The organism is Caballeronia sp. LZ043, from assembly GCF_031451075.1.
Lineage (GTDB): Bacteria > Pseudomonadota > Gammaproteobacteria > Burkholderiales > Burkholderiaceae > Caballeronia.
In genome coordinates, this window is sequence record NZ_JARUXT010000003.1 from 1,597,774 (window position 1) to 1,622,742 (window position 24,969).

Annotated in this window: 20 protein-coding genes and 1 pseudogene; 7 read left to right on the forward strand and 14 right to left on the reverse strand. The window is 64.5% G+C overall.

The window, feature by feature from the left end; genetic code table 11:
- Nucleotides 1–8 precede the first annotated feature (8 nt).
- Nucleotides 9–1,226, reverse strand: a complete 1,218-nt coding sequence (locus QCE64_RS27355) for a CoA transferase (RefSeq protein WP_310007262.1) — start codon at nucleotides 1,224–1,226, stop codon at nucleotides 9–11.
- Nucleotides 1,227–1,346: 120 nt separating this feature from the next.
- Entirely contained in the window at nucleotides 1,347–2,240 is an 894-nt protein-coding gene (locus tag QCE64_RS27360) for a LysR substrate-binding domain-containing protein (RefSeq protein ID WP_309925134.1), read from the reverse strand.
- A gap of 392 nt (nucleotides 2,241–2,632) precedes the next feature.
- On the opposite strand from QCE64_RS27360, the gene QCE64_RS27365 reads away from it, so the two are divergent.
- A complete protein-coding gene (locus QCE64_RS27365; protein WP_310007264.1) occupies nucleotides 2,633–3,034 on the forward strand; it encodes a hypothetical protein in 402 nt (133 codons plus the stop codon).
- A 100-nt stretch (nucleotides 3,035–3,134) separates the two neighbouring features.
- Entirely contained in the window at nucleotides 3,135–4,427 is a 1,293-nt protein-coding gene (locus QCE64_RS27370) for an NAD(P)/FAD-dependent oxidoreductase (RefSeq protein WP_310007402.1), read from the forward strand.
- 30 nt (nucleotides 4,428–4,457) lie between these two features.
- Here QCE64_RS27370 and QCE64_RS27375 read toward each other — a convergent pair whose 3' ends face one another.
- The 6 genes from QCE64_RS27375 to QCE64_RS27400 are packed head-to-tail and all read right to left on the reverse strand — an operon-like array spanning nucleotide 4,458 to nucleotide 10,656.
- Nucleotides 4,458–5,012: a carboxymuconolactone decarboxylase family protein gene (locus QCE64_RS27375; RefSeq protein ID WP_309925141.1), complete on the reverse strand. Its 555-nt coding sequence runs from the start codon at nucleotides 5,010–5,012 to the stop codon at nucleotides 4,458–4,460.
- Complete coding sequence (locus tag QCE64_RS27380) at nucleotides 5,009–6,346, reverse strand: AtzE family amidohydrolase (RefSeq protein WP_310007266.1); 1,338 nt, start codon at nucleotides 6,344–6,346, stop codon at nucleotides 5,009–5,011. The genes QCE64_RS27375 and QCE64_RS27380 overlap by 4 nt, the downstream gene beginning before the upstream one ends.
- A complete protein-coding gene (locus tag QCE64_RS27385) occupies nucleotides 6,330–6,497 on the reverse strand; it encodes a hypothetical protein (RefSeq protein WP_310007268.1) in 168 nt (55 codons plus the stop codon). The genes QCE64_RS27380 and QCE64_RS27385 overlap by 17 nt, the downstream gene beginning before the upstream one ends.
- Nucleotides 6,494–7,837 carry an aspartate aminotransferase family protein gene (locus tag QCE64_RS27390; RefSeq protein ID WP_310007270.1) on the reverse strand — a complete coding sequence of 448 codons (1,344 nt, stop codon included), beginning with the start codon at nucleotides 7,835–7,837 and terminating at the stop codon, nucleotides 6,494–6,496. The genes QCE64_RS27385 and QCE64_RS27390 overlap by 4 nt, the downstream gene beginning before the upstream one ends.
- A gap of 52 nt (nucleotides 7,838–7,889) precedes the next feature.
- On the reverse strand, nucleotides 7,890–9,206 hold the full coding sequence (locus tag QCE64_RS27395) for an MFS transporter (protein WP_309925149.1): 1,317 nt from the start codon (nucleotides 9,204–9,206) through the stop codon (nucleotides 7,890–7,892).
- 13 nt (nucleotides 9,207–9,219) lie between these two features.
- Nucleotides 9,220–10,656, reverse strand: coding sequence for a D-aminoacylase (locus tag QCE64_RS27400; RefSeq protein ID WP_309925151.1), 1,437 nt, complete (start codon nucleotides 10,654–10,656; stop codon nucleotides 9,220–9,222).
- Nucleotides 10,657–10,760: 104 nt separating this feature from the next.
- Here QCE64_RS27400 and QCE64_RS27405 point away from each other — a divergent pair, with 104 nt between their 5' ends.
- Entirely contained in the window at nucleotides 10,761–11,657 is an 897-nt protein-coding gene (locus QCE64_RS27405) for a LysR family transcriptional regulator (protein WP_309925154.1), read from the forward strand.
- Between the two features lie 522 nt (nucleotides 11,658–12,179).
- Nucleotides 12,180–12,278, forward strand: a pseudogene (locus QCE64_RS27415) (hypothetical protein); the annotation flags it as partial.
- A gap of 335 nt (nucleotides 12,279–12,613) precedes the next feature.
- Here the strand turns inward: QCE64_RS27415 and QCE64_RS27420 are convergent.
- The gene (locus QCE64_RS27420) at nucleotides 12,614–15,559 is read right to left on the reverse strand and encodes a CheR family methyltransferase (protein WP_310007272.1); all 2,946 of its coding nucleotides are present in this window, start codon (nucleotides 15,557–15,559) and stop codon (nucleotides 12,614–12,616) included.
- Between the two features lie 884 nt (nucleotides 15,560–16,443).
- Here QCE64_RS27420 and QCE64_RS27425 point away from each other — a divergent pair.
- Nucleotides 16,444–17,238 carry an IclR family transcriptional regulator gene (locus tag QCE64_RS27425; RefSeq protein WP_310007273.1) on the forward strand — a complete coding sequence of 265 codons (795 nt, stop codon included), beginning with the start codon at nucleotides 16,444–16,446 and terminating at the stop codon, nucleotides 17,236–17,238.
- Here QCE64_RS27425 and QCE64_RS27430 read toward each other — a convergent pair.
- Entirely contained in the window at nucleotides 17,235–18,596 is a 1,362-nt protein-coding gene (locus QCE64_RS27430; protein ID WP_310007275.1) for an AarF/UbiB family protein, read from the reverse strand. The two genes, QCE64_RS27425 and QCE64_RS27430, sit on opposite strands and share 4 nt — an antisense overlap.
- A 480-nt stretch (nucleotides 18,597–19,076) precedes the next feature.
- Between QCE64_RS27430 and QCE64_RS27435 the strand changes: the two genes are divergently transcribed.
- On the forward strand, nucleotides 19,077–19,487 hold the full coding sequence (locus QCE64_RS27435; protein ID WP_309925161.1) for a hypothetical protein: 411 nt from the start codon (nucleotides 19,077–19,079) through the stop codon (nucleotides 19,485–19,487).
- 11 nt (nucleotides 19,488–19,498) lie between these two features.
- Here the strand turns inward: QCE64_RS27435 and QCE64_RS27440 are convergent, their stop codons facing one another.
- A complete protein-coding gene (locus QCE64_RS27440; protein ID WP_309934117.1) occupies nucleotides 19,499–19,963 on the reverse strand; it encodes a response regulator in 465 nt (154 codons plus the stop codon).
- Between the two features lie 223 nt (nucleotides 19,964–20,186).
- On the opposite strand from QCE64_RS27440, the gene QCE64_RS27445 reads away from it, so the two are divergent.
- A complete protein-coding gene (locus QCE64_RS27445; protein ID WP_309925166.1) occupies nucleotides 20,187–20,426 on the forward strand; it encodes a hypothetical protein in 240 nt (79 codons plus the stop codon).
- Here QCE64_RS27445 and QCE64_RS27450 read toward each other — a convergent pair.
- Genes QCE64_RS27450 through QCE64_RS27460 form a run of 3 tightly spaced genes read right to left on the reverse strand, consistent with a single transcriptional unit; the run spans nucleotide 20,423 to nucleotide 24,780 of the window.
- Nucleotides 20,423–21,973 (reverse strand): efflux transporter outer membrane subunit, encoded by a 1,551-nt coding sequence (locus tag QCE64_RS27450; RefSeq protein ID WP_309934118.1) that lies wholly within the window; start codon nucleotides 21,971–21,973, stop codon nucleotides 20,423–20,425. The genes QCE64_RS27445 and QCE64_RS27450 overlap by 4 nt on opposite strands.
- A 1-nt stretch (nucleotide 21,974) precedes the next feature.
- Nucleotides 21,975–23,561, reverse strand: coding sequence for a DHA2 family efflux MFS transporter permease subunit (locus QCE64_RS27455; RefSeq protein WP_309925170.1), 1,587 nt, complete (start codon nucleotides 23,559–23,561; stop codon nucleotides 21,975–21,977).
- Nucleotides 23,562–23,565: 4 nt separating this feature from the next.
- Nucleotides 23,566–24,780 (reverse strand): HlyD family secretion protein, encoded by a 1,215-nt coding sequence (locus QCE64_RS27460; RefSeq protein ID WP_309934119.1) that lies wholly within the window; start codon nucleotides 24,778–24,780, stop codon nucleotides 23,566–23,568.
- Between the last annotated feature and the right edge of the window lie 189 nt (nucleotides 24,781–24,969).

The window sequence follows — 24,969 nt, forward strand, 5'->3', positions numbered from 1 at the left end:
GGGATCTCCTAAACCGTTCCGGCATGTGCCGCGGCGGCACGGATCACGCCGGCATTGAGCAAGGCGGCGATGGCGTCTTCATCGAACCCGTACAGGCCGAGCATGTCGAGCGTGTGCTGGCCGGTCATCGGCGCGGGCGTTTCATCGCCTGCGGGAGGATCCGACGGCCCGAGCGCAAAACCATGGGTCCTGATGGAACCCGCTACCGGATGCTCGACAGTGCGCGCAATGCCGCTCTGCCGATACTCCACCGTCTCCATCACCTCGCGATACGTCGTGACGGGCGCGCAGAGAATGTCCCTCGCCGAGAGCAGCCCGATCCACTCGGCCGTGGTCCGCTTCTCGAAGCGCGCCGCGAGAATCTCATGGAGTTCGGCGCGATGCCGCACGCGCGCGTCGTTGCCGGCGAAGCGCGTATCGGCTTCGAGTTCCGGCGCGTCGAGCAGCTCGCACAGCGCGCTCCAGCGTGCCGCGTGATAGGCGACGACCATCATCCAGCCATCGCGTGTGGGGAAGGCTTCGTTCGGGCAGGCATAAGGCGCCGCGCTGCCGACCTTCTCCGGTTCCGAACCCGAAGCGAAGAACGCGGCGAAGCCGATCTGCTGCAACATCAGCGTCGCGTTATAGAGGCTCACGTCGAGGTGCTGGCCCTTGCGCTGCGTGCGCGCCGCATGCAGCGCGCCCAGCACGGCGATGGCGGCGAGATAGCCGCCCATCATGTCGGCGACGGGCACCGGCACCTTCAGCGGATCGCCCTGCGCCGTGCCGAGCGTGCTCATGAGTCCGCTCACGGCCTGGATCACGCCGTCGACACCCGGCCGGCGCGTGCTCTCGCCACGCTGCCCGAACGCCGAGATCGAGCAGTAGACCAGTTGCGCATTGAGCGAGCGAAGCGTCTCGTAGCCGAGTCCCATCGACGCCATCACGCCGGGACGAAAGTTCTCGACCACCACGTCCGCCTGACGCGCCATCTCGGTGACGGTGCGGCGTCCAGCGTCGGTCTTGAGATCGATCGCCACGCTGTACTTGCCGCGATTGACGCTCATGAAAGCCGGGCTCACGCCGTTCACCCACGGCGGGCCGATCTGCCGGCCTATTTCGCCGCCCGGCGGCTCGATCTTCACCACATGCGCGCCGAGATCGGCGAGCGTCATCGAACATACGGGGCCGGCCAGCACGTGCGAAAAATCGAGCACGCGAACGCCTTTCAAGCTGTCTCGGATCATGTCGTTGTCCTGTCTCCGGGTTCGACGCTGCATCGAACCATGGCCGCAGATTAGAGTTGCGCGACCGGCGGAACAATCGACTTTTTGGAAACGGGGCTTTGACTTTTTGTTAAAGGGTGTTTAAAGGGTGGCGTCCGTCTTCACCAGCGACACCAGCCAGTCACGGAAGGTCGTGAGCGCCTCGGAGGCGTGCCGGGCCGGCCAGGCGAAGTAGTAGGTATAAGCGCCCCGGTCCAGCTCGAAACGGAACGGCGCGACCAGTTGCCCGCTGTCGAGTTCGGCGCGCACGAGCGCCTTCTGCGCGACGGCGACGCCATGTCCTTCGATGGCCGCCTGATACGCCAGCAACGACGTCTCGTAACGCATCTCGCGGCGGCGCGGATCGCGTGCGAAGCCGGCCGCTTCCATCCAGATGGCCCAGTCGTCGGCGCGCGCGAGCGAATGCAGGAGCGTCTCGCCGGTCAGCTTGCTGCGCGCGCGGATCTTGCGCGATGGCGCCGCGACCGGCACGAGTTCGTTGGGAATCAGCCGCTGCACCGAGAGGCCGGGCCAGCGGCCATCGCCAAGCTGGATCCCGCCGTCGATGTCCTCGCGCCTGAAATCCAGCGGCGCCGATGACGTGGTGAGCTGCACGTCGATTTCGGGGAACTGCCGATGAAAGCTCGCGAGCCGCGGAATCAGCCAGCGCACGGCGAAGGTGGCGGGCGAGCGGATCTTGAGGACATGGGAGCGTCGGCCTGCCGTGCGAATGCTGTCGGTGGCCTGGCGCAGGCCGGCGAACAGCGGCATCAGTTCGGCGAGATAGCGCGCGCCCGCCGACGTCAGTTCGAGCCGTCCCCTGACGCGCTCGAAGAGTTGCAGTCCGAGGAAGCCTTCGAGGGCCTTGACCTGGCGGCTTACCGCTGCCGGCGTGACCGCAAGCTCGCTTGCCGCTTTGGACACGCTCAGCGTGCGGCCCGTCGCTTCGAATGCCCGGATCGCGTTGAGCGAAGGAAGAGTGACGGCACGGTTCATGGCGGTTTGCGCGGGGTCTGACGTGACTTTTCGGAAAGTTTTTAGCGGGCGTGACGGGGCGAGGGAGCGATCGCGTCCAGACGTTACCACGGCGGCCGCGCAACGCCTGATTGCGCCTGATGCTCAAAAGCCCGCGTCTTCGGGTCTCGATCTTGCTGCAGTCCAGCGTCTGAGAAAGCGCTTGAATGCGCTAATGTCGGCGGCCGCCGTACTTTAAAGGTGACGCTGAGCGAGGTGCTCGAACACGCTGAGATCGGTCTGGACTTCGTCATGACGCAGAAGAACCAGATTGCGACGTCGATCATCCTGCCGTTACGAGCACGGGTGCGCAACCTGACCGGATAAACGGACGGGTTACGAGTTTCAATGACGCCGACTTCAACGAAGTGGACTTGCTCGTCGAGGCAAACGGCAACGACACGACTACAGGGATGATTACGTCGGCGGAACACATGTTCTATACGATTCTGTCGCTGACCGCGTCGCACGACGCAAACAGCGGCGAAGCGCGTCCGCCCGTCACGGCGATGCAGCAGCAACGCGCGATCCGGGCCATGCACTGTCCGCAGCGCTTCGGCCACAAGCTGGCAGTAATCGATGCCGAACCGCCCGCCGCGACGGCGAGGTCCGACGCGCGTTACAGCTTTATCGTGCGGCTATCGAAGGCGCGGAACGCGAGGGCTTTCTTCAGGACGAGGCCATCGTCAAATGGCAACGGCGATGAAAGCCGGGCTGATCGCATTTCACCGAGCCAGCCGATATTCCGAAGCTGGAGGCGTTTGTGGATGAGGTAGGGGATTTCAGCCAAGTTTTGACGACACGTTGCCGCCGGTCGAGCGTTCGTCCGACGGCTTCGAATGCACCGACCAGCATTTCTGGAAAACAAGAGGACCCGTGACACATCCTGCGCGCATTGTCATTGTTGGCGGCGGCATCGCCGGAATTCTGCTGGCGACCAAGCTCGGCAGGGAAATCCGCAACGGCCTGGCTGCGACGGTCACGCTGGTCGACATAAGCGCGACCCACATCTGGAAACCCATGCTGCATACCATTGCAGCAGGCACCCGTGATGTGAACCTTCAGCAAGTCAGTTTCATCGCTCACGCCGCCGCGCATGGCTATGCCTATCAGCCCGGCGCAATGTGTGGTCTCGACCGCGAGCGAAAGCAGGTCCAGGTCGCGGAAATACGTGCGGCCAACGGGGAAAAGGTGCTGGACGCGCGGACCATCGACTACGACGTCCTGGTACTCGCTCTTGGCAGCCGCGCCAATGACTTCGGCACTCAAGGCGTGGCGCAGCATGCGCATTTCATCGACAGTCAGGCGCAGGCCGAGGCATTCAACGAAATCCTGCGGGCTCGCCTCTTCAGGAGCATTGCGCGTGATCAACGGTTCCGTGTCGCGATTGTCGGCGGCGGCGCAACCGGCGTCGAACTGGCGGCGGAACTCAGCTCGCTGCTGGATATCGCGTCGGGCTACGGCGATCCCACGGTGCGTCAGCGGCTGGAACTGACCCTGATCGAAAGCAGCCCGCGCATTCTTGCAAGCTTTCCGCCCAACATCTCGGCTTCCAGCGAAACCTTGCTCACGCGAATGGGCTTCAGTGTGCTCACGCAAACGCGCGTGACCGGTGCGACGGCAGACGGCTTCTTCCATGGGTCCGGCGACCTCGTTCCTGCCGACTTGATGGTCTGGGCCGCAGGCGTCAAGGCGCCCGAGTTCCTGGCCGGTCTGGCAGGGCTGGAGACCACGCATTCCAACCAGCTCGTCACGCGCGCCACGTTGCAAGCTACTCGCGATGACCAGATCTTCGCGCTCGGCGATTGTTCCAGCCTCACCTTGCGGAATGCCGAACGGGCGCTGCCGCCCACCGCACAGGTCGCCACGCAACAGGCAGAGCATCTCGCGAAGACGCTACCCGCGTGGTTGACGGGAGCGCCGCTTCAGGACTTCGCGTATCACGACTTCGGCTCGCTGGTATCGCTCGCGAACTACGATGCCTTCGGCACACTCGGCAAGTTCGGCTTCTTCAAGGGTGGTTTCATCAAAGGGCGGCTTGCTCAACTCAGCCACGCGATGCTCTATCGACGTCATCAACAGGCGATACACGGCGTCGGCAAGGCCACCCTTCTCCTGGCCGCCGATGGATTGAACCGGCTGACGCAACCGCCCATCCGTCTCGCCTGAGACGGTCGGACAACCCATTCCCGATACGGCTCATTCGGCGAAAGGCAGACCGGTTTGCCCTTCGGCGCGCATGTCGAAGGTGTTGAGCGTCATCGCGACGAGCGCGTAATACCCGAGCAGGCCGACCAGATTCACCACCACCGCATGGCCGAAGCGCGCGACCGCTGCGTCATACGTCGCATCGCTCACGCGCTTCGTTTCGTAGAGCTCGGTTGCGAAGTCGAAGATCAGCTTGTCATCGGCATCGGCGAAAACCGGCGGCTGGCACGTGCGCAGCGCTTCGGCGAGATCGGCGGGCACGCCTGCATCGAGCGCGATTGGAAGGTGTATGTGCCATTCCGCCTGCGAGCGCCAGCGCGCCGCCGTCACCAGAATCGCGAGTTCGGACTGGCGCAGCGGCAGGCCCGTCTTGTAGCGGCAGAACGCGCCAAGTGCCTGCGCATTCTGCGCAAGCTCCGGACTGAAGATCCAGCCGAGGAACGGACCGTTGAGGTTGCCGCGCGGACCGCTCAGGATGCTCTGCAACACGGCTTTTTGTTCGTCCGATGCGCTAGCCATGTCGAAGTCGGGAAGTCTCTTGCTCATGTTTCGATCGCTGTTCCTGATGAGTTGCTGAAGCCGCGCTCGATGCGCCGCGCTGCTGCGAAGCACGCGGTTTCATCGAACGCAGCGCCGATGATCTGCACGCCCAGCGGCATGGCGCCTTCGCGCAAAACGGGCGCGACGATGACGGGAAGACCTGCGAAGGAAACAGGTTGCGTCAACATGCCTAGGTGCTTCGCGGGTTCGAGTGCGTGATCGCCGACCGCGATGGTCGCGTCGGTGAAGCGCGGCGCCGGGAAAGGTGTGCACGTTGCGAGCAGGATATCGAATCGGTCGAAGAGCCGTGACATGCGTGCGCGAAAACGCTGCTGGTAACGCAGCGCCCGCGCGTGCCAGGTGCCCGGACTCAACGCGCCGGCCAGCAGGCGCGTACGCAGGCGTGGCGATAGGTGTTCCTCGGGCGCTTGAAGAAGATTGCCATGCGCCTCGGCAACTTCGACGTTCGAGATGATCGTCGCCGCGCTGCGGACGCGTTGCATCTCGTCTTCCGGCATATCGATGATCTCATGCGGTCCGAAGACCCACGCGCTTTCGATGACGGCGTCCCACGCGTCGCGCGAGGCGTAGGTACGAAAATACCCGCCGAGCACGGCGACCTTTGGAACCGCGCGTGAGTCATCTGCCGCGCCGCCGTCGAGCGCCGCATACAGGGCGGCAAGGTCATCGACATTGCGCGCAAAGCCGCCGATGCAGTCGAGTGAATCGGCATAGGGCAGCACGCCGCGTCGCGACAGCCGTCCGAAGGTCGGTTTCACGCCCCACACGCCGCACAACGCGGCGGGCGCGCGGATCGAACCGTTCGTGTCACTGCCGAGCGAAAGCGGGACGCAGCCCGCCGCGACAGCCGCCGCCGATCCGCCCGACGATCCACCCGTCATGCGCTCGATGGCGCGCGGATTGCGCACGTTGCCGAAGAAGGGATTTTCGCCGGTCGCGCCGCACGCGAGTTCGTCCATATGCGTGGTGCCGACCAGTACGGCGCCCGCCTGTTTCAGACGCGCGATCGCGTCTGCATCGCGCGTTGCGGCAGGGATATCGAGCCGCGCGCACGAGCCGGCAATCGTCGCGCGGCCTTCGACATCGAACAGGCTTTTGGCGGCGAACGGCACGCCTGCGAGCGGACCCGGATCGATGCCGCCTGCGATGCGTTCATCAATGCGCGTTGCCTGGGCAAGCGCTTCGTCGTGGAACACGTGATGAAACGCGTTGATTGCAGCATCTTCGCGTGCGATGGCCGCAAGCGTGTCGCGCGTCACGTCGACCGCCCGGCGTCGCTGCGCCCGCACGTCGGCGGCGATGTCAAGCGCGCGCTTCATCGCAGTCGGGTTCCGCTGGGTCCGGTGCCACGTCGAGTTGCTGCGCGCTCGCGTGCATGGTGTCGAGCAGCGCGGCGACATCGCCCAGCAACGCGTCAGGCAGGGCGATGCCGAGTGTCGTCGCCCAAGCCTGCAACGAGGCCTCGTTCATGCCGCCTTCGCGCCGATTGCGGCAAGCGCGCCGTCGATCGCATCCGAAAGACGCTCGACGATGATCTCGATCTGCTCGCCTGTCGTGATGAAAGGCGGTGCGATCAGGACGTGATCGCCCATCCGGCCATCGACGGTGCCGCCCATCGGATACACCATCAGGCCGCGCTTCATCGCCTCGCTCTTGATGACGCTGTGCAACTTGTGCTTCGGATCGAAGGGCGTCTTGAGCTCGCGATCCTGCACGAGTTCGACTCCGGTGAAAAGGCCACGCCCGCGCACGTCGCCAATGAACGGATGCTGTGCGTGCCGCTCGCGCAAGGCTGCGCGCAGTTGCTCGCCGCGCGCCTTCACGTTGTCGAGCAGCCTGTCTTCGACGATGACCTTCTGGACTTCGAGCGCAGCCGCGCACGCCGTGGCGTGGCCGATATACGTGTGACCGTGCTGGAAGAACCCCGAACCGCCGACGATCGCATTGAAGATCTCGTCGCTCACGAGCGTCGCGCCGATCGCCTGATAGCCCGCGCCGAGCCCCTTCGCGATGGCGATAATGTCGGGGGAGACACCGTCCTCCTCACAGGCGAAGAGATAGCCCGTGCGGCCCATGCCCGACATCACTTCGTCGAGGATCAGCAACACGCCGTACTTGTCGCAAACCGCGCGGATCTTGCGGAAGTACTCGCGCACCGGAGGCACGGCACCCGCCGTCGCGCCGACGACCGTCTCCGCGACGAACGCGGCCACCGACTCCGGCCCGAGTTCGAGAATCTTCGCTTCTAGTTCGTCGGCGAGCCGTTGCGCAAAGGCTTCGTCCGATTCGCCCGCGTGCTGCTCGCGATACGCAAAACACGGCGTGACGTGATGCGCTTCGATCAGGATCGGCAGGAACGGTTCGCGACGCCATGCGTTGCCGCCAATCGCGAGCGCACCGAGCGTATTGCCGTGATAGCTCTGCCGCCGCGCGATGAAGTGTCGGCGCGCCGGCTGTCCCTTCTCGACGAAGTACTGGCGCGCGAGCTTGAGCGCGGCTTCCATCGCTTCTGAGCCGCCCGAGACGAAATAGACATGGGCGAGATGCTTCGGCGCGGCATCGACGAGCAGGTCGGCGAGTGCTTCGGCAGGCTCCGTCGTGAAGAACGACGTGTGCGCATAGGGCAATTGCTGCACCTGACGCTGAATGGCTTCTATCACGCGGGGATGGCTGTGGCCGAGACATGAAACGGCTGCGCCGCCGCATGCATCGATATAGCGTTTGCCGGTCGAATCGACGATTTCGATGCCGTCACCGCGCACGGCGACGGGAAGCCTGGCGCGCGGCGCGCGATGAAATACCGTGGTCATGGTTCTGCCTTTCAGGTTCGATCAGATGCAAAGAGCGAGGTCTGTGTGCAACTCAGTGCGCCGTCTTGATGTAGCGCGCCGGAATGGCGAGGATCAGCAAGGCGGCAAGAAACAGCGTGATGGCGAGCAGCGCGACGCCGGCGGTCGTGCTGCCGGTGATCTGCTTGAGAAAGCCCATGATCGACGGCCCGACGAATCCGGCGACGGCCGCGCCCACGTTGACCAGACCCGCGCCGCCTGCCGCTGCCGTGCCTGCGAGTATGCGCGAGGGCAAGCTCCAGAACATCGCCAGCGTGCTCATGATGCCGGCGACAGCAACCGTCAGGCACGCAACCGCCGCCACCGGCGCACCCGACGCCACCACGCTGCCGATCAGCGCGATGCCGCCGATGAACACCGGCGCGGCCGTGTGCCAGCGGCGCTCGCGGGTCTTCACGGAATGCTGCGCGTTGATGACCATCGCGGCCGCCGCGACCAGATAGGGAATCGCGCTCACCACGCCGATCTCGAAGTTGGAGCGATGGCCGAGCGCCTTGATCATCGTCGGCATCCAGAAGACGAGGCCGTAATTGCCGACGTTGTAGAGAAAGGAGATCGCACACAAGAGCCACAGCGTCGGCTCTTTCAACGCGGGAAGCAGCGACTGCTTCTTGTCCGACGACTCCCGCGCGAGCTCGCTCTTCACGACCGAGAGTTCCTCGGGCGTGAGCCAGCTTGCGTTCTCGATGCGATTCACGACCATCGCGAACAGCACGAAACCGAGCACGACGGCAGGCAGGCCTTCGATCAGGAACATCCACTGCCAGCCGTTCATGCCCCAGCCGCCGTGCGTCGCGTCCATGATCCAGCCCGACAGCGGACCGCCGACGATCACGCCCAGCGGCATCGCGAGAAACAGCAGGGACATCACCTTGCTCAGCCGGTACGACGGAAACCACACGCTGAAATACGCGATGACGGCCGGGAAGAAGCTTGCTTCCGTCAAGCCGAGCAGGAAGCGCAGTGCATAGAAGGTGGTCTGGCTGCGCGTCGCCAGGGTCGCGATGGAGACGATGCCCCACGCGACCAGCGAGCCGCCGAGACAGACGCGCACGCCGATACGCCTGACGAGATAACCCGCCGGCACCTGGAGCAGCAGATAGCCGACGAAGAACAAGCCCGCGCCGACGCCGTACGCGGCTTCGGTCAGGTTCAGGTCGGTCATCATCTGCAGCTTGGCGAAGCCGACGTTCACGCGGTCGAGATAGCCGAAGAAATAGCACAGCAGGATGATCGGCACGACGTGCAGCGTCACCTTGCGATACACGGTGTCGGCTGACAGCGCGAGCGGCGCGGCGGCGTGCGGGCTTGCCTGATGGGGAGTGGCCATGTCGGTCTCGGGTTTAGCGGCGGTTCTTGCGCAACGCGCGGCCGGGTCGCGCGCCGGTCGGCTTGCCGTGAGCGATGACGGGCGCGCCGTTCACGATCACGTGCTCGATCCCTTCCGGCGCGAGCCGGGGTGCTTCGAACGTCGCGCGGTCGATGACTTCGGCGGGATCGAACACGACGAGATCCGCGTAGCTGCCGACGGCGACATGACCACGCTCCTCGATGCCGAATTGCTCGGCCGTGAGGCCCGTCATCTTGCGCACGGCGGTTTCGAGCGGAAACAGCTTCAGTTCGCGCGAGTAGTGGCCGAGCACGCGTGGGAACGTGCCCCACAGGCGCGGATGCGGCGCGCTGTCGTTGGGCAGTCCATCAGAGCCGACCATCGTCTTTTCATGACGGAAGATGCGCTGCACGTCCTGCTCATCCATGACGAAATAGATGGCGCCGGCCGGCTTCAGGTCTTCGATGGCCGCCTCGACCGAACCGTCGTAGAGCGGCAGGATCTCGCTGAAATCCTTGCCCGCGAGTTCCGGCCGCTTCGCCGACCATGCGAGCATCACACGCGAGGACTGGCGGATGCGGTCCGCGCGCAGCATCGTCGAGGTTGCCGGATACGGATGGCAGTCGAGGCAGAGCGGCTGGCGTTCGCCCTGCGCGTCGATGAGCGCGAGCGTTTCGGCCGAGCGTCCGTGATTCTCCTTGCCCGCGACCTTGTGATGCGAGAGCACGAGATTCGCGCCCACCGCCTGGCCGATCGCGAACGCTTCCTCCATCGAGGGGACGATGTCGGCGGTTTCGTCGCGCAGGTGCGTGGCGAAGACGCCGGGATAACGTGCAAGCGGCGCGCAGACGTCGATCAGTTCCTGCGTGCTTGCCGCTGCCGCCGGCGGATAAAACGTTCCCGACGATACGCCGAACGCCCCTGCTTGCATCGCGGCTTCGACATCGGCCGCCATGTGTGCGCGTTCCCCTGCCGTGGCTTCGCGCGCGAGATCGTCCATGTGACGTACGCGCAAGGTCGAATGTCCGATCAGCGCCGCCACGTTCACGGCGGCAGGCGACCGGTCGAGCGCATCGAGATAGTCGGCGAAGCTGTCGTAGGCGAAGCGCTCGGGCACGCCGAGAAGATCGAGCGGCTGGGGAACGGCGTCGGCGCGCAAGGGCGCGAGGCTGATGCCGCAATTGCCGGCGATCACCGTGGTCACGCCCTGCACGATCTTGGGCATGACGTCCGGATGCGTAAGCACGAAGGCATCATCGTGCGTGTGGCTGTCGATGAAGCCCGGCGCGACGATCTTTCCCGTGGCGTCGATGGACCGGTCCGCGCTCGCCGCCGACAGATCGCCGATTGCATCGATGCGCTCGCCGTTCACGCCGACATCGGCGCTGAAGCGCGCGCTGCCGGTGCCGTCGATGACTTCGCCGTTTCGAATGATCAATTGAAAATGCATGAGCCCTGCCCGCTTGGTGATGACTTTTTGTTTCGGTCACAATGCTCGTCGTCCAAAATAGCGGCGTCCAATGCCGGTTTCTCACGGATTCATGCGAAACAGTTATGAAAGTCGAAAACTCGGAACTCGAAGCATTTGTCGCGGTGGCGGAGCTTGGCAGCTTTCAGAAAGCCGCCGACAAGCTGCACCTCACGCAACCCGGCTTGTCCCGGCGTATTCAGAAGCTGGAGCAGGCGCTTGGCGTGGAGTTGTTTCACCGGACCACGCGGAGTGTTGCGCTGACGGGCGTCGGCCGCCAGTTCCTGCCGATGGCGCGCCAGCAAATCTCGCAGTTGGGCACGATGCTGTCGTCGATCCGGGAGATCGCCGAGAAGCGCTTCGGCAAGGTGCGGCTGGCGAGCATCCCGACGGTCGTCAGTCGCGTGCTGCCGGATGTGTTGCGGCAATATGCCCGGAAGTATCCGCACATCGGCGTGCAGATCTTCGACGGCAATCACGACTTCGTGCTTGGCCAGGTGCGGGCGGGGCTCGCGGAATTCGGCATCAGTCTCGATCCCGGCGACGACGAAGACCTCACCTTCGAGCCCTTGCTCGCGGACCGATACGTGCTGGCGGTGCATCGCGAACACGAATGGGCGTCGCGCGAGAGCGTGTCGCTGCGCGACCTGCCGAACCTGCGCGAGGCGCGCTTCGTCATTGGCGGACGTGACAGCGGGAACCGGCTCTTGCTAGAACTGCTGCTCGGACACGAGTCGATCAGCCTGCGCTGGTTCTACGAAGTCGAGCACATCTCATGCGTCGTCGCGCTCGTCGATGCAGGGCTCGGCTGCGCGATCGTGCCGTCGCTTGCGGTGTCGGCGCACTTCGCGCCGAACATTCGCGCGATCACGATCGCCAGTCCGGAAGTGCAGCGTGCCATCGGCATCGTGAAGCACCGGCATGTGTCGATGTCGTCCATCGCCGCCGATCTCTGCGGACTGCTGCAGAGGTCGCTTGGCTAGCTTGCGGGACTCACTCCGCCTCAGGCACTGATCGATGCTGCTGGAAGTTTCACGCAGAGCGGACCACATCATCAGGTTTTCCAATGGTCGTCGCGGGCCGTATTGGAGCGCCCGGCGACTTACTACACTGGGCCCATCGGAACCCGTCCGTCGGACGACCGGGGCTTCCCACCCCCTCCCTCTATCCCGATCGGTTCCGATTCAACCGACCGCGTCAACCGATGACGTGCAGGTGATCCTTGAACCTCGATGCGGGAGTCCGCCGTGAAAGACGCATGCGCTCAATTGAGCCCAGGCAGGTCCAGACTCAGCAGCAGGCGCCGCTACCCCACGTTGCCGTGCTGGCCACGGGGGGAACGATCGCCGGAACCGCGGCGACCGAAACGCAGACGACGGGCTACAAACCCGGCGAGCTCACTGCGGATGCGCTTCTCAATGGCGGTGTTTCTCGCCGCAGGCCAGTCGCTCGGCGCCAGTTCGCTCGGCGCCAGTTCGCTCGACCCCGTCGCCCAGCAAGTCGCGATGGTCGCCGCGAGCCGCGCGAACGCCGCGGATTACGGCATCGCGGTGCATGCAACGCTTGCGGCGAAACTGGGCGCATCGGCGGAAATCGTCGAGGCTCTGCGGAACGGAAGCATGATCGACGACCCCAGGCTGGAAGCAGTACGCCGCTTTGCCGCCGCCGTCGCGACGAATCGGACGCAGGTATCCGACAGTGACGTCAATGCCTTGAAAGCGGCAGGCTTCGATCGCTGCGCGATGGTCGCCATCGCGTTGGCCGCGGCAGCAAAGACACTCGTCAATACCGTGGCTCATCTGTCGCGGCCAGAAATCGACGCTGCTTTCCGGGCCGGCCAGGTTTGGTCATCTGACTCGCGGAACGACATCCCACATGCCGTTCCACGATTGCGCATTGCGAGCGGCATGATGCATGAACAGCGCCTGCTTCGAACGGGTCAAAGAGCACGCCCCTCCCCAAGGAACCTGCCCATGATCACTCCCGCCGTCTGCGTGAATACCTCGGCAAGTTCCAGATCCATCGAAGTCGGCAACCTCGGCTCTCTGGAATACATGGCCAGCGCCCCAATCAGCCCTCCCTCCGGTGTCTGCACCGGAAACGACCAGCATCCTCGATACCCGAACTTCTCCGCCAGCCAGATCCACGACTGCCAACTCGGTTCATCGAACACGTCTGCCGTGATAACCGGCTTCCCCGTTGCAACCGCCAGCCCGCAGGCAAGCGACTCCGGCGAAATCTCGAACCCGTCGACACACCGCGCATACTCGTCCGACATGCCCACGACATGTCGCAACACGCTTCCCTCCGCGACAAAAAAAGCGCATCGGCCTCGTTCGGGCGACTGATTCGACAGCGTGCGCACCAGGATGCCCAACGAGGTATCGAGTGAAGCCCCGTTCATGGCTGCCTGAAACGCGTCCTTCTGCGCCGAGAGCCAGGCCCGGCTGCGCGCGATCACGGCCTCCGCGCGAGCATGATCGCTGATGTCCATGAACGTGATGGCCACCCCGGTAATCGCGTTGGTCTCCGACACATACGGATAGATCTTGCGCACAAAGGTATGGTCGTGGCTGTCGCGAATGATCGCTTCGCGCGGTTCACTCGCGCACAGCACGGCATGAATATCCGTGTAGAAGGCAGCGTCCGGAAACTTCGTCACGAGGTCCGCGATATTGCGGCCTGTGTCGCCCGGCATCAGCGGGAACACATCCCGCATCGAAGGCGTGAACCAGCGAAGCCTCAAATCCGGATCCAGGAACATCGTCATCACGGCGCCCGAAGACAACACGCGGCTCTGCATCGCAAGCTGTTCGATGTTCTTCTGCAAAGCGACGTTTGCCACGTTGAGATCGCCGTTGCTGCGATTGAGCTGTTCGTTCGATGCCTTGAGCTCTTCATTGAGCGCCTGCAATTCCTCGCGCGATGCTTCCAGCTCGTCGCGCGAAACCCGGGCCTTGTCTTTCCAGTCGACCGACTCGGCAACATCGAGATCACCCCGCATGAGCGGCGTACCCTCCGCCTCGGATGCATCGGCCGCATCCTGCTCCCTGACGAACGACACCAGCACACGGTCGCACGCGGCACCGGCCGACGTTTGCAACGGAGTGAGCCGTACGCGCATCGGCATGTTTTCCGCGCCGTCGAGTTTCAGGCCTTCCAGCGTGATGGGTTGCTGGTCAGCCAGTATCTGTCGGATGGAGTGCCGCAGGCGCGACTCCCACTGCTTGGGCACGAGATCCGTGATCCTGAGCGAGGGTTCGCCCGCAGCAAGCCGCAGCACGTCCTTTGTGTCGCCGTACACCCGCAGGATGCTGCCATCTTCGTCGATCAACACTGACGGAACATCGAACTGTTCGTAGGCGAGCCGCAGCGCGAGCTTGGCCAGTCTTTCCTCATCCGATGCCACTCTGCGCACAACACTGCGCGGCACCTCGTGCATCGGCCCGACCTTGCGATAAATGTTCCACTTCCGGGAAACGACTTCGAAGCCCTGCTTGTCAAGAGGATAAGCCTCGCTTCGGCCAAGAAGAAGATAACCGCCCATGCGCAGTGAGCCGTGAAGCGAGAACAGTACGTCGCAGACCGTTTCCCGCTCGAGGTAGATGAAGAGGTTGCGGCAAGTGACGAGGTCGAGCCCTGAAAGCGGTGGATCCGAGATCAGATCCTGCGGAGCGAACACCAGCTTTTCACGCAGGAACCGCTTCACGCGAAAAGTGGCGTCGACCTTGTAGAAGTAACGTCCCTGACGCGCCGGCGACAAGCCGGTCAGCGACCTCGCATTGAACTGACCGAGGCTTGCGCTTGCGACCACTTCGGGAGCGGCATCGGTGGCGAAGATCTGGAAGTCGAATGGCTCGGCCGCGTCGCGTGCAAGTTCATCAAGCAGCATCGCAATGGAAAACGCTTCTTCGCCGGTCGCGCATGCAGGCGTCCAGACCCTCAGGATGCGCTCCTTCCCCGCCTCCGCAATGAGACGCTGAAGCACATCGGCTTGCAGGACCGCCCAGGCATCCGGATCGCGAAAGAATCCGGTCACGTGAATCGAGATGCCGCGCGCCAGCGCTTCCAGTTCGACAGGATCATCCCTGAGCAGCGAAGCGTAATCCTCCAGTGACCAGACCTTGCGCATATCCATGCGCTGCTGGATGCGCCATAACAAAGGCGAAGGCTTGTATCCGCCCAGGTTGAAGCCCGCACGTTGCCGGACCAGCCCGACGATATGAGCGAGCGTCTGCGACGTGATGCTGGACCAGTCGGCAGGCGGCACGGGACGTTCGTAGGCCGGATCGGCGCAGGCCATCAATTGCCGGCCGATGGCCCCCGCATGCAGGACGTGATCGTGCACATGCCGTTGGATGACCGAGTTCGGCATGGCGTCATGCAGCGCCGTCAGCGGATCCTGAACGATGACGATGCCGCCGGCCTGCCGGACGAGCGTGGCGCCCGCGGTTCCATCCATGCCGGTGCCTGAGAGTATGACCGCGACCGGTGGCGGCTCCGTGCGCAACGCAAGGCTTTCGAGAAAGCAGTCGATCGTATCGATGCCGGGACGCCGTCCGCCTCCTTCGAGCGGTCTCGTTTCGAACACGTCGTGTTCGAGCGTCAGGATGTCATCCGGCGAGGGAATGTAGATGGTTCCGGCCTTGGGACGCGCCCCGCCGATAGCGCGCTGAACCGGCATGCGCGTCCATTTCGCGATCAGGCCGGGAAGCCCGCTGGGCAGACCGGCAGGCAGGTGCTGGAGCACGACGAGCGCATAAGGCAGGTTGCCGGGAAGCCCTTCGAAGAGCCGCTGCAACGCCGTAATGCCGCCGGCCGACGCACCGACAGCAACGATCCGCACATGGGTTTGTCTTTCGTCCGCGTTCAATGATTCGGCCATGGCTGTCTTGTACGAAGGCCTCCCGGTTGGAGAGAAGACATGTGCGTACCAGCACGACCGATGAGGATGCAGACCAACCGGTTCTGCGATCGGGACTCGATGCCAACCCGGTTGCATACAAGGTCCTTGACTCCACTTCGCGTGAAGGACGGTGCGCAGCTATCGACGCCTGCCCTTCATGGTAGGTTAAATCCGCAGCAGGCGCTCACTGCATCCTGCATGGACCGCAACGAACTGGGCATGCAGCACCCGTATGGTTCAGGCACCCTTGCCGCCCGAGCAATATTCGCCGCATCGATCGGCGGGACGGGCACGCGCCGGGAACGCAAGGCGTTCCTTGATCCAATGCCAGTGGTTCCTCATGCGCGACAAGGCGCTGGCTCGTTCTGTGCTCGACGATGCAAGCTCTGCGGTGTCGGGTTGCGAATCGAAACAGGAGTGCAAGGCCGCACTGTCAGTTAAGCGCCCTTTTCGTCCCGCTTCGATCACATTCGGGGCACTCTTTTTGATCCTGCATCATTGGCAAAGCACGTGATGAACCTACAAGCAAGTTGGCCGGAGCATGCATACGACTGTAGCGGCTGGCGAGCCAGCCGCCGCATCGGGCGGCCGTGGTGTTCGCATCGGGCTATACGCGCGATGTCATCTTCCACGAAGGACGCATCGACGAAGGCATTACCTTGCTGAACAAGCCGTACAGCCGTTCCTAACTCGCGGGCGCGATCCGGCAGGCGTTGGACGCGCGGTCGGGGGCGCTGGCTGCGTCGGAGGGCAGCGACGGCGCCGCGATGACAGTCATGTTTCTGAACTCCGCTCGCCAGGAACGTCGTCAGCGCATTCGCAGCGGTCATCGGCATCAGTCTCATGGCATGATTCTGGACATCATGCCTTCAGACACCCCTTCCTCCGACGCCGCCAAGGCCACCGGCACCGCTGCCTTCTCGAAGTTCATGGCGGTCCTGCAACTCGTGGCCGATGCCGCCGATCCCCCCACGATCGCCCAGCTCGCGGCAGAGAGCGGCTATCCGCGCCCGACCGTGTATCGCATCGTCGGCGCGCTGATCGCTGAAGGGCTCGTCGTGGAAGGCGAGCGCGGCGGCTACGCGCTCGGCCCGCGCCTGATGTCGCTCGCCAGCCGCAGTTGGGAACGCTCCGACCTGCGCATCGCGGCCACCGACGCCTTGCAGGCGCTGCGCGACGCCACCCAGGAAACGGTCCACCTCGCCGTGCGCAGCGGTTCGGAAATGGTGTACGTGGAGAAGCTGGAAAGTCCGCACGCCGTGCGCATGACGTCGCGCATCGGCACGCGTGTCACGCTCTATTCGAGTTCCGTCGGCAAGGCCTATCTCTCGATGCAAACACCCGCCGAACGCGACGCGCTGCTGCACGGCATCGTCCTGCAACGCTTCACGCCGCATACGGTCACCGATCGCAACACGCTCGACGCCGAACTCAACGCCACCCGCGCACGCGGCTATGCCGAAGACCGCGAGGAAAACGAGGCGCAGATCTTCTGCTACGGCAGCGCGATCGTCGGGACGAACGGCGCCACGCTCGGCTGCGTGAGCGTCAGCATTCCGCTGTTCAGGAAGAGCGCGACGCCGCTCGAAACCTATGTCGAACCGCTCAAGGAAGCGTGCCGCGCAATCGCGCAACGCATGAGTCCGGGCACGCGCTAACGCAGCACGGAATCGCTGGTGCGCTGCGTCGCCGCTGCGCGTTTCGCGATGAGCGTCGGCAGGCGCGGCAGCATCTGCGGCCAGTGCGTCGCCTCGTGCGCGAGCCGGGTCGCCATGCTGCGGAGACTGAAGCGGTCGGCAGCGAGCCGGAGAATCACCTTGCGCGCGATGGTCCAGACATCGACATCGGGCGCAATCTCCCGCGCCACGCGCTCGATCCGTTCCGCCGACCTCGCCAGCAGCACCGCCCGCGACGCAATGCGTCCGTGCGCCGCGCTGAACATGTGCTCGGCGGGCGCCTTGCCGATGGCGCCGAACAGATGCGCAACGCCCACATTGCGCCGCGCGTGAGGCGAGGCGAAACGCTCGGCCTCGCGCCGATAGGTGGACTCGACGCGCATTTCATGATGATTCGACTGCGCGTCCGGACGGCCCTGTTCGAGATGCGCGCGCGCCGCTGCCTTGTGATCGCCCTGGATCAGCGCATGCGACACGCCCACGAGAAAATCGCGTTCGTGCGCGGCGAACAACATCATCGGGTTGTCGGCTTCCAGCACGATCTGGCCGCGCGTGCCCTCTTCGATGCTGACCCGCGCGCCCGCTGCATCGAGCCCCGCGTGATACAGCCCGATTCCCAGCGCCATCTCGAAGAACGCTTCGATCAGCGTCGCGACGACATCGGCCGGATCGAGTCCATGCGCCGCCAGTGTTGGCGTATCGTGCAACGCCGCCGTCTCGATGGCACGCGTCGTAAGCACTGCATCGTTGCAGTAGTCCCACAGCACTTCAGGCACCGCGATACGCGGGTCCTCGCGCAGACGGAAACGCAGGTAGCTTTGATCGGCGGCGCGCTGGCGCAGGTCGATCATCGCGTCGATGCTCTCCCGTGCCCGCTGCACCCACTCCACCGGATGCATGTCGCGCGCCTTCGCCGAACGCCGTTCGGCGAAGCGCGCCGCCGCGAGCGCGAGGTCGAGATCGTCGGCCAGTTCGGCGCGTGCGTCCGCGCGCAGCAGCGTGACGCGCACCGGTGTCCCGCCGAGGCGCGCCGTATGCGTCTGCTCCGCGACGCCCGAGCGCAGCGGCGCGTCCTGCAAGTCCGTCATTTCGAAGGCCAGCGTGGCGGGAAACGCCTCGGCGCAAGCCTTGCGAAAACGCGCGGCATCGTAGGGCGTGAAGAGCGCGTCCATTTCGGCCAGCGCGACGCGCACAGCCGTTTCCGCCAGCGCGGGATGGCTGGCGAGCGCATCCGACGCGTTCTCCAGCACGCGCGACAGTTGCGACAGCGCGGGCACGCCCGCCGCGAGCGGCGCCGCCCGCGCGCCATGCGTGGCGAAGAAGCGCGCGACGCGCGTCATCGCGGCGCCGTCATCGACGTGATGACTTTCCCGGACGAAAGCTCGGCCAAGGCGCCACAAGGTGGCGAGTCGTCGGACAGGCAAGTTGAGGCTCGCTGAAAGTGAGTTGAAACTGCTGTAAGACTGCGCAGCCGCCACGGATGGCAACGGCCGCGTCAATGTGTAACACGATTCGCCAGGCCGTGCACGCGGATGGTTCAATGCCGCCCTTTGCATCACGCTGTGTGATTTGTTTCGTGATCCCTAGCAAACCGCGTCTGAACGAGCTCCCGGCAGCACGCGAAAATAACGCCGTCAAGGCCATCTTCGCGCGACAAATGCGCCTGCGTTTCCGTTTGTGGATTTTTGTCGATCATCATTTCGGATTAATCTCAGTGCGGTATCTTGTAAAAGCGTCGCGGCTGGAGATCTGCCGGCCGGGCGTCGACCGCTTCGTGCTGCCACGCGCGAAGACCAATAACGATAAAGCTGAGAGCCCCCATGCCACTCCATTCCGCAGTGCCGTTGGCGAAGGTCATGTACATCCTCGGGCAGATTGGCGCGATCATCTGTCATGAACGCGGTCCGAGCCCGCAGACGAGCGTGCTGACGCGCATGGCGTCGCGGCCCGCGGAAGGCCTGGCGGACGCGCTGGCGGAGATGAATGCGCTGGGCACGCCGCGCCGCGGGCATCGTCGCGCGCTGCTGCAATGGAAGCATGGGGAGATTCGACGTCTGCGCCGCATGCTGCCCGAAGCCCTGCCGGCAGCGGCCTCGGCGCACACCCAAATGCCTTTCTGGGCGGGCTATTGCCAGTACTGGGAAGAGATCCTCAAAGCGCACGCCGAATCCGACACTGAGCGCCCCGTGCTCCGGCTCGTCGATACCTCGCGCAAGCATCCGGACGCCTGATTCTCCGCCTGTCAGCCGCGCAAAAGCACGGCTGCACTGTCGTCGCCTTGCGCGGAGAAATACGTCCGGATCACCTCGATCATGCGGTCGAGTTCCGCCGGCTTCAGGAAGTAGCCGTTGAAGCCGGTGCGCTGGGCGCGCGACCAGTCGTCCGGATTGGCGCGCCCGGTATGCGCGATCAGCAGCATCGTGATGTCGATGGCGCGAATCGCTTCCGCCGCCTCCCAGCCGTCGCCGAGCGGCATCGACAGATCGAGCAGCACCACGCCTGGCCGCCACTTGCGCGCCAGCGAAACCGCATCGAGCCCTGTGTGCACCGCGCGCACGGAGAAGTCGGCGTCCTCGAGCGCAAGCGCGATTGCGCGCGTGGCGTCGGGATCGTCGTCGGCGATCAGCACGCGCGGCTCGTCGGGAGCCGTCGCGCGCATTGGCATCTGCCAGAGCGATTGATGCGGAACAGGAACGGGTCGTTGCATCTTGATGGCCTCGGAACGAGCGAATCAGAAAGCAACCCTCGTTCCCTGCCCGAAGCGACAAGCGTTGAAGCAGACGCCATGCGCCTCGCCAACGTTACACTCCGGGAATACCCGCTGGCCGGCTCGACGCGCCGATGCACGCACTTCGTGCAGCTTTTGCATCGACCTTGCGCGCGTTCGCCGGAACCGTGCGGACGTGCGTCCCAAAACGTGAGGAGAGTCGATGTTCGTCGTCTACTGGCTCGACGGCAATCCGGATGCCGAAGGCGCGGCGCGCTTCCGGCGTTTCGATCCCGCTTCGCTCGCTGAGGCGTTGCGCTTTGCCGAAGCGCTGAGAAAGCGCCAGGCCGATGGCGATGACCTGAGCTTCATCACGCTGTGCAGCGAGAATCCGCAGTCGGTGGGCAAGCCGGGCGCCGCTGACCCACCCGCGGACTACGCCTGGAAGAAGCGCAGGCGCTAGTTCTGCGCGGTCGCGGCGGCGTCCTCTTGCCAGCCGCCGCCGAGCGACTTGTACACGGCGATGAGATTCGTCGTCACGTTCACCGTCGATTGCGCCAGTTGCTCGCGTGTCTGGGCAAGCTGGCGCTCGGCATCGAGCACGGTCACGAACGCCGTCAGCCCCTTGCGATAGCTGTCCGTCGCGAGTTGCAGGCTGATGCGGTTGGCCTCGACGGTGCGCACCAGCGCCGCGCGCCGGTCCTGCTCGGTGCGATAGTTGACCAGCGCGTTATCGACGTCCTGCAACGCGCTCAGCACCGTCTGCCGGTATTGCAGCGCCGCCGCGCCCGCTTCGGCCTTGGCGACGCGCACGTTCGCCCGCAACTGGCCGCCCTCGAAAATCGGCAGCGAGATGCTCGGCCCCACCGACCAGAACAGGCTCGACCAGTGAGCGAGGTAACTGGCCTTCGAGGCGCGCATGCCGACCTGTCCGGTCAGCGAGATATCCGGATACAACTGCGCCACCGCGACGCCCACTTCCGCCGTGGCCGCGTGCAACTGCGCCTCGGCACGGCGAATGTCCGGACGCCGCCGCGCAAGCGTCGACGGCAAGCCGACCGGCACGGTGGGCGGCACAGGCGGCACGGCTGCGCTGCCGGTGGTATCGGCGAGTTCGGCGTCGAGCGTGCCGGGCGGACTGCCGCTCAGCACGGCAAGGCCGTTCATGGCCTGCGCGATCTGCGCATCGAGCGTCGGCAGTTGCGCCTGGAGCGTGCCGACCTGCGCACTCGCGCTCTGCACGTCCTGCTGGCTCGTCAGGCCGACCCGCGCCTGCTCGCGCGTGAGATCGAGAATCTGCTGTTCGGCGTCGATCTCGGCCAGCGTGATCCGCTTGATCGCCTGCGCGCCGCGCAATTGCGCGTAAGTGCGCGCCACTTCCGATTCGAGCGACACCAGCGCGTCGTTGCGGCTCTCGATCTGCGCCTGTGTCTGGGCATCGGCGGATTCCACCGAGCGCCGCACGCGCCCGAACAAGTCCAGTTCCCACGACGCATCGAAGCCATATTGATAAAGCGTGGTGGGCTGCGTCGCCGAGTCGAGTCCCTGGCGGATCTGCGCGCCATTGCTGCCGCCGATGTTGTTGATCTGATCGTAGACGCCCTGCGATTCGAGGAAGCCTTTCACGCCGAGCTGCTCGCGCTTGACGCTCGCGTTCGCGCCGATCTGCGGCAGACCGGCCGCGCCCGCCGCAATCGACTGTTCGCGCGCTTCCGTGATGCGCAGCACCGCGGCCTGCAAGTCGAGGTTCCCGGCGACGGCGCGCTCGATCAGCGAGTCGAGCATCGGATCGTGGAACTGCTTCCACCAGCGCGGATCGGGATCCGCCGAGGTCTGCGCCACCGAAGGCGCATCCGCATGCGGCGCGCGCGGATCGTTCGGCGCGTTCTGCACGCGCTGCATGTCGTTCCAGTCGGCGGGGGTATCGGCGGTCGGGGCCTTGAAATCCGGGCCCACTGCGCATGCGCCCAGCAAGAGCGCCGGCAAGAGAGCAAGAAGACGCGGCTTCATTTCAATGTCCTCCCGCCTGACCGGACGCCTTGACCGGTGAAAAGAACAACGACAACGGAATGAACATGAACGAGAAGATGGCGCACGCGAGGAATACGTCGAGATAGGCGAGGATGGTCGCCTGCGAAACAAGGGTCTTGTACATCTGTCCGGTGGCGGCGGTCATGGCCTGCGACATCGACTGTCCCGTGTCCATCAGCGTGCGGGCGATGCGATTGACGGAGTCCGTATAAGGTTGGTTCAACGGTGTCAGGTGTTCGACCATGTGCGCCATGTTGGCCTGCGTGCGCTCGCGGATCGCCGCTGTGGCGAGCGATATGCCGATGGACCCCGCCACGTTGCGGAACATCGTGAACAGCGCGGAGGCGTCGTTGTTGAGCGACTTGGGCAGGGAGAGATAGGCGAGCGTCGTCACGGGCACGAACAGGAAGCCGATCCCTATCGACTGCGCGCTGCGCATCTTGGTCAGCGTCACATAGTCGACGTTGGGCACGAGATGATGCGAATAGAGCAGCGCGCAGCCCATCAGGAAGAAGCCGAACGCGACGAGAAAGCGCGTCTGTATCACGTTCATCAGCTTGCTTACTACTGGAATCAGGAACACGATGCAGATCGCCCCGGGCGACAGCACGAGGCCCGCGAGCGTCGCGGTATAGCCGAGCTGCTGTTGGGCAAGCTGCGGTATCAGCACGGCGCTGCCGTACAGCACCGACGCAAAGCCGAAGATCGCCGCCGAGCCCAGCGCGAAGTTGCGGTCCTTCATCACGCGCAGGTCCACCACGGGTTTCTTCGCGTACAGCAGCCAGACCGTCGCGCCGATGATGCCCACCGCCGCAAGCACCGCGAACAGCACGATGAAGTTCGACGAGAACCAGTCGTCGTCCTCACCGCGATCGAGGAACACTTGCAGACAGCCTAGACCCAGCGCGATCAGGCTGATGCCTATTACGTCGATGCCCACTTTCTTCGGGTCCTGACGCTTCTCCCACGGCGGATCCTCGACGAACTGCATGACCGCGAAAGTGGTCAGCACGCCCACCGGCACGTTGATGAGGAACACCCAGCGCCACGTGAAGTTGTCTGTGATCCAGCCGCCGAGCGTCGGCCCGAGCACCGGCGCGACGACGATCGCCACCGCCGAGATCGAAAACGCGCGGCCGCGCTGTTCGGGCGGGAAGGTGTCGAGGATGATCGACTGCTGGCTCGGCTGCAGGCCGCCGCCGAAGAAGCCTTGCAAAATGCGGAAGACGATCAGCTCGCCGAGATTGGTCGCGACGCCGCACATGAACGAGCACACCGTGAACGCGCCGATGCAGATCAGGAAGTAGCGCTTGCGCCCGAGGATCTTCGAGAAATAGGCGGACAGCGGCAGCACGATGCCGTTCGCGACGAGATAGGACGTGAGCGTCCAGGTGGATTCGTCGTAGCTCGCGGACATCGTGCCCGAGATGTGCGGCAGCGCGACGTTGACGATGGTCGTGTCGAGCACTTCCATGAACGCCGCGAGCGTGACGACGACGGCAATCAGCCATGGATTCGACCGGGGTTTCCAGCCGCTGTGGTCGTGTTCTGCGGTGGTATCGCTCATGGCGTCAATGCTTGAGCATCACGGTCGGCACCACGGACAGCCCGAGCGGCAGCGGCGCGCCCGGCTTCAGGCCATCGTCGATGACGATCTTTACCGGCACGCGCTGCACGATCTTCACGAAGTTGCCGGTGGCGTTCTCGGCGGGGAACGCGGAAAAGCGCGAGCCGCTGCCGAGCTGCACACTGTCCACGTGGCCGTGCAGCTTCATGTCCGGATAGGCGTCCACTTCGATATCGACCTTGTCGCCGGGCTGCATGCGGTCGAGCTGCGATTCCTTGAAGTTGGCCGTCACCCAGAAGCGCGTCGTGACGAGCGTGAAGATCGACGTGCCTGCCTGGAGGAAGGTGCCGTACTGCACGTTGCGCTTGGTGATCCAGCCGTCCGACGGGGCGCGCAGTTCCGTGTACGAGAGGTTCAGCTGCGCGGATTCGACCTGCGCTTCCGCCTGACGCACCTGCTGGCGTCTTTCTTCGACAGCGGCAATCACGGTCGCGATCTGCTGCGGCACGAGCGCGGCGGTACGCACTTGCGCCCGCGCCTGCGCGACGTTCGCCTGCGCGCTCTTTTGTTGCGCGGTGGCTGTGTCGATGTTCTGCTGCGACGTCGCGCGGACATCCACCGTCTTCTGACGGTCGTATGCGGCGCTGGCCTGCGCGAGATTGGCGCGCGCCGTCTGTTCCTGCGCCTGCGCCTGGGCGAGTTGCGCCGGGTACTGCACGCGCGCGACTTCGAGCTGGGTTTCCTGGGCGTGCAGTTGCGCCTGGGCGAGGCCCAGCGATGCATTGGCCTGATCGAGTTGCGCCTGATAGTCGCGCGGATCGATCTTGATGAGCAGATCGCCTTTGTGGACGAACTGGTTGTCGTTGATGTTCATTTCCACGACATAGCCCGATACCTTTGGCGCGATGGTGACGGCGTCGCCATCGGTATAGGCGTCGTCGGTGCTTTGCTGGTTGCGCGTCATGAACCACCAGATGAATGCGCCTATCGCGATCACCACCACGGCGACGCCGAGAATGATCAACGGCTTCTTGCCGGACTTCTTGCGGCCGTTCTTTTCGTCGCCGCTTTTCTCGTCGCCGTTTTTCTCGTCGCCCTTGTCATTGCCGTCATTACTCTTGCCGTTCGACTTGGCTTTCAGGCGTGGCTTGGCTTCGCCTGTGTCGTCGGCATGCGGGCCGTTGCGTGCTGGGTTCTGGGTATCGTCTGAATCTGGCATTGCCGCTCACTCGGTGTCGAAACTCGGCGCTGAATCCCGGACGAATGCCGGGCGGAACCGCTGGGTGGACCTGCGCGTGCAATCACGTCGATGGCCAGCGGGCACAGGACTACCCGCGCCAGCCCTCCGTGGCGGTGTCGTTGAGCAAGCGCCGTTCCCTTGCCGCGCGAAAGCGCGTCGATCCGGCGC